Here is a 7,354-nt window from a genome sequence, read left to right on the forward strand (position 1 = left end):
GCTTAGTGGGGAAACCCGCTTAGTGGGGAAACCCGCGCGCCTTGGCAGGATCGGGCGCTGCGATGAATCCGGCTGCCGAGATAGGGAAGGCTACCGGATCAATCTGGCATTCGGATGTGATGAGGCCAGCGTCGAGCCTATCGGTCTTACTCGTCGATTGATCCGAGCCCATAGCACCAACTCCTCCGAGATGTGTAGTCGCGACTCGTGCCGCCGAGCCAGGACAGGTCATCGAGCACCGTCCCCAGCCCGCGGTCGTTCCGAACCGGCTCGACTTCCACGACTGATTGACGGTCACCGTCGGTCTGGTGAAACGAGAGGTCCCCCGCTTCCTGGTCGATCACAAGCACCGAAAGCCTACCCGACCAGCACGCAGCGGTGTCCATGGAGATTCGATTTTCGGTGACCATGGGACGCCCCTCTTCAATGACCGAATGGCCGTGCACGATGACGCGATCCAGTCTGCCGTGATGGGAAAAGAACGGTTCCTTGATCCACATCAGGTCCTTGGCGCTCTGGTCACCCAGCGGGACGCCCGGTCTGATCCCCGCATGCACGAACGCGAACGGTCCGTCGTCGATCATCAACGAGGAACGCCGGAGAAGCCCGAGGTGGCTCGAATGATCTTCAAGGATCAGCCGCCTCGCCTCGTCGACGTCGAGATTCGTGTAAGAGTCGAGGGTCTCCATTCCGCCGTTGTGAAACCAGGTGCGGACTTCGCGCCGATCACCCTCGAGGTAGCGGAGAAACCAGTCATCGTGGTTTCCGCGGAGGAATACCGACGTCGGATGGTCTGCAAGAAGGCGACCGACAACGTCGAGGCACCCCTTGCTGTCATGGCCACGATCGACGATGTCGCCGAGGAGCACGATCCGGGGCGGCCTTCCCCTGTGCGCGGCGTCGCGCTCCACGAAGTCGAGGATAGCCTGAAGCAGGTCGGAGCGACCGTGCACGTCGCCGATGGCGTAGGTGAGAGGCATGATAATCGATCGCTATTGGACATTATCTCCAACTTGCGGAGATTAGACCAGAGAATCGCCGCAGAATTTGCGGAGATTGAAGAGGCGGCCCGGTTATTACCACTTTCGCAGGAATGGTAATAACAACCGGTTCGACAGAAGCCCTGCCACCAAAAGTTTGCAGCTGCAAACTTTTGGTGCGAACGCCGCCGGCATAGAGCGACCGCAGTCGATGCGCACAGGCTGGGGGCGCCGCTCATTGTTTGCAGCTGCAAACTTCTTGGCGAGCTCGGGCTGACTTCCTCGGCGAGGTAAACCCCATAAATGACAAAGGGCCCGGAAATGATTGCGATCTCTCAGGAGATTCAGGAGGCATTGACTTCGAATTGGCATCGGAGCCGCCAGGACAAGAGTTTTGATCCGACGCCGGTGTTGAAGCTATTCCTGCCATGGGCGCCGGTTACGTGGCTCGTCTCTGAAATGAACCCGCGCGATCGAGACAGCCTATTTGGGCTCGCAATTTTTTCGGATGAGGCGGAGCTCGGCGACTTCAGTCTGGCCGAGATTGCTGCGCTGGAAGGTCCAGCAGATCTCCGCGTCGAGATCGATCAGCACTGGCGGGCTCAGAAGACGCTAAACCAGTACTTGGCCGAGCACTCAGCCTAGCTGCCGGCGATTTGCAGCTTCAAACTAGTCCTGGCCGGTCGGAGGGCGGTGGCCCGACCGATCGCACCGCGCTTGCTTAACGTACGTAATTGAGTACAATAGCGAGATGCGAACAACGTCCTACACCGACCTGCGAAAGAACCTAGCCACCATGCTCGACAGGGTGACGGAGGATCATGCGCCAATGCTCATCACCAGGGACAAGGGAAAACCTGCGGCGGTGCTGATGTCGCTCGAAGATTACGCCTCTTATGAGGAAACGCGCTATCTCCTCCGGAATCCGCGCAATGCCGACCGGTTGCTCAAGGCCGTAAAGGAGCTCGATGAAGGCAAGGGAACCGAGCGCGTCCTTGCCGAATGAAGCTCGTTTTCCACGAACAGGCCTGGGAGGATTACCTGCATTGGCAGGCGACCGATCCCAAGCTCCTGGTCCGGCTCAACGGGCTCATCAAAGAATGCATGCGCACGCCATTTAATGGCACCGGCAAGCCGGAGCCGTTGCGCGGTCCGCTGTCGGGCTGGTGGTCGCGACGGATCACACAGGAGCACCGCTTGGTCTATCGGCCGAGTGAGGGCGGTCTAATGATCGCGCAGTGCCGATATCACTACTGATGGCGCGTCCGCGAGGGCAGGTAGACGGGCCCGTGATACCTAAGAATGTATAAAGTGGAACGATACGCGCCTGAGAGTTAGGGGTCATCTGGCAGTGATCGACAAGAAGTCCATCCACCGGCTGTCTAAGCAGTTTGGCGCGCCTCAGAGCGAATTGGTCAAACTGATCGACGATATTACTAAAATAGTTGTTGAAATCGCGGGGCTCCAAAAAAGAAGCCATAAACTGGTTCAAGAACCAACCTATTCCGGGGTACTCAGGGAAAACAGCGTACGATCTCGTTTGCGGGGGTGAAGCAAATCTCGTTCTAGAATATTTAGAGGCGGTGCGTGCAGGGGTATATGCATAAACCTGCTGATGGAGTGAATTACCCTTACAGAGATCATTCAATCATCGCGGCCTCCGTCAAAAGATTGGGCGATTTCAGACGATCGTAGTGCCTCTTTTACGCCGACTGTCGCGGCGCGTTGTAAAAACTCGGCCCGTTCAAGACCCTCAAATTTGGCAGACCGATCAATGCGAGTGAGATCCTCTGCGGAGAATCGTAGCTCGATTGTCACGGGTATGCGTTCGGTGGCGGGATCTTCCAAGCAATCACCATGAGAGAAGAGCGCAGTGAGAATCTGGATTCTATCCGATTTGCATCTTGAAGGGTTCCCATTTCCTTCGGCATTCGCTCCTCCCCGTCCGGCGTTCGATGTCCTGGTGTCGGCCGGCGATATTTGGCAGGGGAATATCCCGGCCGGATTCCAATTCCTGCGCCACCTGGCCGGAGACAGGCCCGTCATTGCAACGCTCGGCAATCACGAGCATTGGCGAGGCGAACCGAGTGCGACGATCGCCGCCGCTCGGCGCGCTGCCGAAGCCAATGACATCTCACTGCTCGAGGGCGACGCAACCAACCTCCAGGGCGTGCAGTTTCTCGGCGCTACGCTCTGGTCCGATTACAGTCTGGCAGGAGCCATCGATGCTACAATGCCGACTGGTGAGGACATTCGGTTTCGCGACGGAACGGGGGAGCGTCCCTTTCGCGTTCAGGATGCTCAGCAGCTGCATCACTCAAGTCGCGAGTGCTTGCGACATCTCATAGACCAGGAGACCTCTTTCCCTCGCGTGGTTGTAACTCATCACGCTCCGCACCCTGCCTGCGTAGCGCCGGCCGACACCGGAAAATGGATCGCCGGAAACTGTGCGTCTGACCTATCCGAGCTGACGGATTCTGGCTGCGCCGAGATGTGGGTGCACGGCCATGTTCATCACAGCATCGACATGCGCCGGCCAGGCGGAACACGGATCCTCTGCAATCCAGCCGGAGCCTTGTTCTCCAATTCGGCGTTTGACGAGAGCCTGGTGGTCGAGGTCGCCAACTAAGCCGGGTCGGTTCGAACTTTGACGTCCGCAAATCAGCTATTCTGTCTCCTCTGAGTGGCAAGCTGGGAGCACATTGATGGAAAGGTCACCTGAGGAACGAGCTCGCGTAAGCGCGCCGGCACTCCGCACGTTCTTGAACATCGCGGACCGCTGGGAATTGTCCTCGGCCGACCGGCTCGCGATTCTGCAGTGCGACGCGGCTCAGTTTCACGACTGGTCGACCATCGCGCGCACACACGGATCACTCGTCCTTGAAACTGCTGTCCTGATGCGGATCTCTGCGCTTCTGGGTCTCTATGCGGATCTGCAGCATCTTTTCGCATCACCGGATCAACAAAGGGATTGGCTGTTTGATGACCATAAGACGGCGCCATTCAACGGGCGGACAGCCCTGGATCTTCTAAGCGGCACACTCGACGACCAGCTTGCTGTGCGGAGCTACGTCGCAGCGATTAGATGGGGTGCGGGGATCGCGCCAAACGCGGTCGACGAGAACTTCACGCCATACACAGAGGCAAATCTGATCTGGCAGGACGCTACGCCGCAGATCCAGGCTGTCTGCTTCGATGGGTTCGGGACACTTGTGGAAATTGAAGACAAGCGCTGGCCGTTCAGAGCACTCATCGGCAGTGCCACTTCATCGAAGGCGGCAACCCAAGCGCTGACAACTCCGATGAGCCTGCGCGATCTTGCCCAGGATCTTGCGACGATCACAGACGATGCGCGGCTTGCCGAGTTGGAGGCTGACTTGTTGGCGGAAACCGCCTCGACACGGCTACGACCGGGAATCGATGCCATTTGGAACACCTTGGGGCAGCTCGGATTGAAAATTGGCGTCTGCTCCAATCTCGCTGCACCATACGCGAACGCTTTGCTCGATTGCCTGCCTGGTGCGCCGGATACGGTCGTTCTGTCGTTTGAGGTCGGCCTGATGAAACCTCAAGCCGAGATTTATCGGCTCGTTTGCCAGCGGCTCAATTTGGAGCCGCATCAGGTTCTTTTCGTCGGGGACAGCATCGAGGCAGACGTAATAGGCCCGCGGAAGGCTGGATTGTTCGCAATGCACATTGACGAATTCGAATCCGGACTTGCTCAGGGAACGGCGCCCGGGGCTCCGAAACCTGTCAACGAGCTCCTTGAACGCGCCGCGGTTGCGCCGAGCCATGTTTGAATGCGCGTGCACGTGCGTGCTTTATGACGCGATCTAACGCGTCATAAAGCGTTCGAACGCGTGTAGGCGCTACAGGAAAGCTTTCAGACTGCGTCATAACGCGTTCGAGCGCGGGTGGACGCTACAGGAAAGCTTTCAGACTGCGTCATAACGCGTTCGAGCGCGGGTGGACGCTACAGGAAAGCTTTCAGACTGCGTCATAAAGCGTTCGAGCGCGGGTGGACGCTACAGGAAAGCTTTCAGACTGCGTCATAAAGCGTTCGAACGCGTGTGGACGCCGCAGGCTGCAGCTTGCTGGGTCCAAGCGCATCGCGTAGCGCTCCTCGGCGTCAGGCGGCTGAAGCGAGGCGCATTCCGCCAACAATGCCAGATAGATGAGGAAGGGCAGGATGCGCCTTTTGGTGATTTCCGATATGCATCTCGAATTCGGTCCGTTCCTGTTCGCCAAACCGATGCCGGAGTTTGATGTCGCGGTCTTCGCCGGCGATGTGCACAAGCCGATCAGTGCTGCGCTCGAGTGGATGGTGGAGCAGCGGGAAGCCGGGCCGCTCCGTGACCGCGAAATCGTCTACGTCGCTGGCAACCACGAGTTCTACAAGAGCGAGATGAAGGGCAGCCTGGCCGCTGGAAGCGACCTCGCTGACAAGGTCGGCATCCATCTACTGCATCGCCGCACCGTTATGATCGGGCAGGTCCGCTTCATCGGCTGTACGCTTTGGACGGACTACCGCCTTCTCGGGACGCCCAAGCCGTCGATGGTCTTTGCCGGGCAGGAGCTGAACGATCACCGCCTTATCCGCTACCGGGAGGAAAGCGGTCACTACAGCCGCTTTATGCCGTGGCATGCAGCGGCTGAGCATCGGCTCGATCTGGCGTTCATCCGTAGYGAGCTAGGGAAGCCGCACGATGGTCCTACGGTAGTGGTCACGCACCACGCGCCACACCCGCAATCGGTTCAACCGAGGCACCAGGGGAGCGAATTGTCGCCGGCCTTCGTATCGGACCTCGGCGCCCTGATCGAGGAATACCAGCCTGAGCTCTGGATCCACGGCCATGATCATGGGTCACATGACTACAAGGTCGGTCGGACGCGCATCCTGGCCAATCAAGCTGGCTACCCCAACCGCAATGGCGATCGCGAGAATCCATGGTTTGATCCCGGCTGCGTCGTCGAGGTTTGATCAATCCAAGGGCTATGGGGCGCTCGTGCTGACAGTACTGTGTTTCGGCCCTTTAATTGCGGGGAGCTGTCAACCTCCGATTTCGCGCGGTCATCGCCGGGGTCATGGTCCTTTCCGAGGTCGAGCGCCTCATGATGATGTTCGGGTTGGGTGCCTCAACGTGTGCAACGACGTTCCAGTAGACGTCAGCCGAAACAACGAGGTCACCACAACCGCCGTCCCGGCGGGGACATCGCGAGTGCCGAGATTGGCGCTCGTGAGCAGGTCTATGCGGGAAGCGCCTACGCCGTCTTTTCGCTCCCCCATTCGAAGCTGGTGCCGTCGACCCAGATGCAGTGGAGGAGCACGGCCATCTTGCGTGCGACGGCCACCTTGGCCTTCTTCATCCCGATCCGCTTGGAGAGACGGATGCCCCATGATTTCAGCGTCGACCATTTCTTGGTTCGATGCATCAGGACGCTGGCTGCCTCGTAGAGATAGGTTCGCAGCAAGCGATCTCCCCAATGCGAGACACGGCCGCTGACATCCGTTTCCCCGGATTGCTTTCGCCGCGGCGTCAGGCCCAGGTAGGCACCGACGTCGCTGGCCGAGGAAAAGCGTGAGGGATCGTCGATCGTGTGGCGGTAGGTCAATGCCGTCACCACGCCGACGCCGGGAACCGTCATCAGCCGGCGTGTGGTGCAGTCGTCCTGAGCGAGACGCCGGACCTGCCGATCGAGTTTCTCCTGTTCCTCGCAGGTCCRCTCATGGACACTGAGGAGCGCCCCGATCACGGATCGGAGCGGATGCCCCTCGACAACCAGCTCCAGGACCTTTCGCTGGAACTGCGTTCCAATCGATCGGCTGAACTGTAGCCCATACTCCTTCAGCATCGAACGGATCTGGTTTTCCAGATCGCGACGGATGGCGACAAGCCTCGAGCGCGCGACGAGCAGGGATCGGGTTGCCTGGCTCTCCGGACTCTTCACTTTGACTTCTCGGTACCAGCCGACCCGAACCAACTCCGCCAAGCCTTGGGCATCGTTCTCGTCGCTCTTGTTCATTCGAACCGACAGCACTGCTTTCGCGTGACGGGCGTCGATGCAGACGACGGGCAGACCGATCCGGTTGAGCTCATGCCACAGCCAGCTCGACATCGCGCCGGTCTCAAAGCCGATCCGCTCGGCGGTCGGCGCGCGCTTGCTTAACAGTTCCGCCAAAGCGCCGGGATCGGACCTCGCCCTGCCTTGAAAGACGACCTTGCCAGATTCATCGACGACGCAAACGCTGGTCTCTTTCTGCGATACGTCCAGCCCGACATACTGTTTCATGATGACCATCCCGTGCTCAGGCCGGCGCCGCTGCCTGCCCTCTGTCACTCTGAAGGCAGGGGCTCAGCGGCAGCAATTACGTC

At 59.2% G+C, this 7,354-nt stretch carries 8 protein-coding genes and 1 pseudogene; 7 read left to right on the forward strand and 2 right to left on the reverse strand.

The window, feature by feature from the left end; translation table 11 throughout:
- Nucleotides 1–146: 146 nt before the first annotated feature.
- Nucleotides 147–980 carry a metallophosphoesterase gene (locus tag AC1DJT_RS31835; RefSeq protein WP_476835635.1) on the reverse strand — a complete coding sequence of 278 codons (834 nt, stop codon included), beginning with the start codon at nt 978–980 and terminating at the stop codon, nt 147–149.
- Nucleotides 981–1,283: 303 nt separating this feature from the next.
- Between AC1DJT_RS31835 and AC1DJT_RS31840 the strand changes: the two genes are divergently transcribed.
- The 7 genes and pseudogenes from AC1DJT_RS31840 to AC1DJT_RS31870 all read left to right on the forward strand — a co-directional run bounded on the left by AC1DJT_RS31840 (nt 1,284) and on the right by AC1DJT_RS31870 (nt 5,961).
- Nucleotides 1,284–1,625 (forward strand): DUF2958 domain-containing protein, encoded by a 342-nt coding sequence (locus tag AC1DJT_RS31840; protein WP_476770976.1) that lies wholly within the window; start codon nt 1,284–1,286, stop codon nt 1,623–1,625.
- Between the two features lie 106 nt (nt 1,626–1,731).
- Nucleotides 1,732–1,986, forward strand: a complete 255-nt coding sequence (locus tag AC1DJT_RS31845) for a type II toxin-antitoxin system Phd/YefM family antitoxin (RefSeq protein WP_089173402.1) — start codon at nt 1,732–1,734, stop codon at nt 1,984–1,986.
- Nucleotides 1,983–2,237, forward strand: a complete 255-nt coding sequence (locus AC1DJT_RS31850; protein ID WP_476776442.1) for a Txe/YoeB family addiction module toxin — start codon at nt 1,983–1,985, stop codon at nt 2,235–2,237. The genes AC1DJT_RS31845 and AC1DJT_RS31850 overlap by 4 nt, the downstream gene beginning before the upstream one ends.
- 218 nt (nt 2,238–2,455) lie before the next feature.
- Nucleotides 2,456–2,587: pseudogene (locus tag AC1DJT_RS31855) on the forward strand (DUF2384 domain-containing protein); the annotation flags it as partial.
- A gap of 266 nt (nt 2,588–2,853) precedes the next feature.
- A complete protein-coding gene (locus AC1DJT_RS31860) occupies nt 2,854–3,609 on the forward strand; it encodes a metallophosphoesterase (protein WP_476770977.1) in 756 nt (251 codons plus the stop codon).
- 76 nt (nt 3,610–3,685) lie between these two features.
- Nucleotides 3,686–4,780, forward strand: coding sequence for an HAD-IA family hydrolase (locus tag AC1DJT_RS31865; protein WP_476776440.1), 1,095 nt, complete (start codon nt 3,686–3,688; stop codon nt 4,778–4,780).
- A gap of 389 nt (nt 4,781–5,169) precedes the next feature.
- On the forward strand, nt 5,170–5,961 hold the full coding sequence (locus AC1DJT_RS31870) for a metallophosphoesterase (protein ID WP_476770979.1): 792 nt from the start codon (nt 5,170–5,172) through the stop codon (nt 5,959–5,961).
- Nucleotides 5,962–6,242: 281 nt separating this feature from the next.
- On the opposite strand, the gene AC1DJT_RS31875 is transcribed toward AC1DJT_RS31870, so the two are convergent.
- On the reverse strand, nt 6,243–7,271 hold the full coding sequence (locus AC1DJT_RS31875) for an IS110 family RNA-guided transposase (RefSeq protein WP_476835636.1): 1,029 nt from the start codon (nt 7,269–7,271) through the stop codon (nt 6,243–6,245).
- Nucleotides 7,272–7,354 lie beyond the last annotated feature (83 nt).

This window comes from Allobosea sp. 05T422_2 (assembly GCF_056396265.1).

Excerpts from the sequence above, each read along its gene's own strand:
- AC1DJT_RS31835 (WP_476835635.1), bottom strand. The coding sequence starts at position 980 with ATGCCTCTCACCTACGCCATCGGCGACGTGCACGGTCGCTCCGACCTG.
- AC1DJT_RS31840 (WP_476770976.1), top strand. The coding sequence starts at position 1,284 with ATGACAAAGGGCCCGGAAATGATTGCGATCTCTCAGGAGATTCAGGAG.
- AC1DJT_RS31845 (WP_089173402.1), top strand. The coding sequence starts at position 1,732 with ATGCGAACAACGTCCTACACCGACCTGCGAAAGAACCTAGCCACCATG.
- AC1DJT_RS31850 (WP_476776442.1), top strand. The coding sequence starts at position 1,983 with ATGAAGCTCGTTTTCCACGAACAGGCCTGGGAGGATTACCTGCATTGG.
- AC1DJT_RS31865 (WP_476776440.1), top strand. The coding sequence starts at position 3,686 with ATGGAAAGGTCACCTGAGGAACGAGCTCGCGTAAGCGCGCCGGCACTC.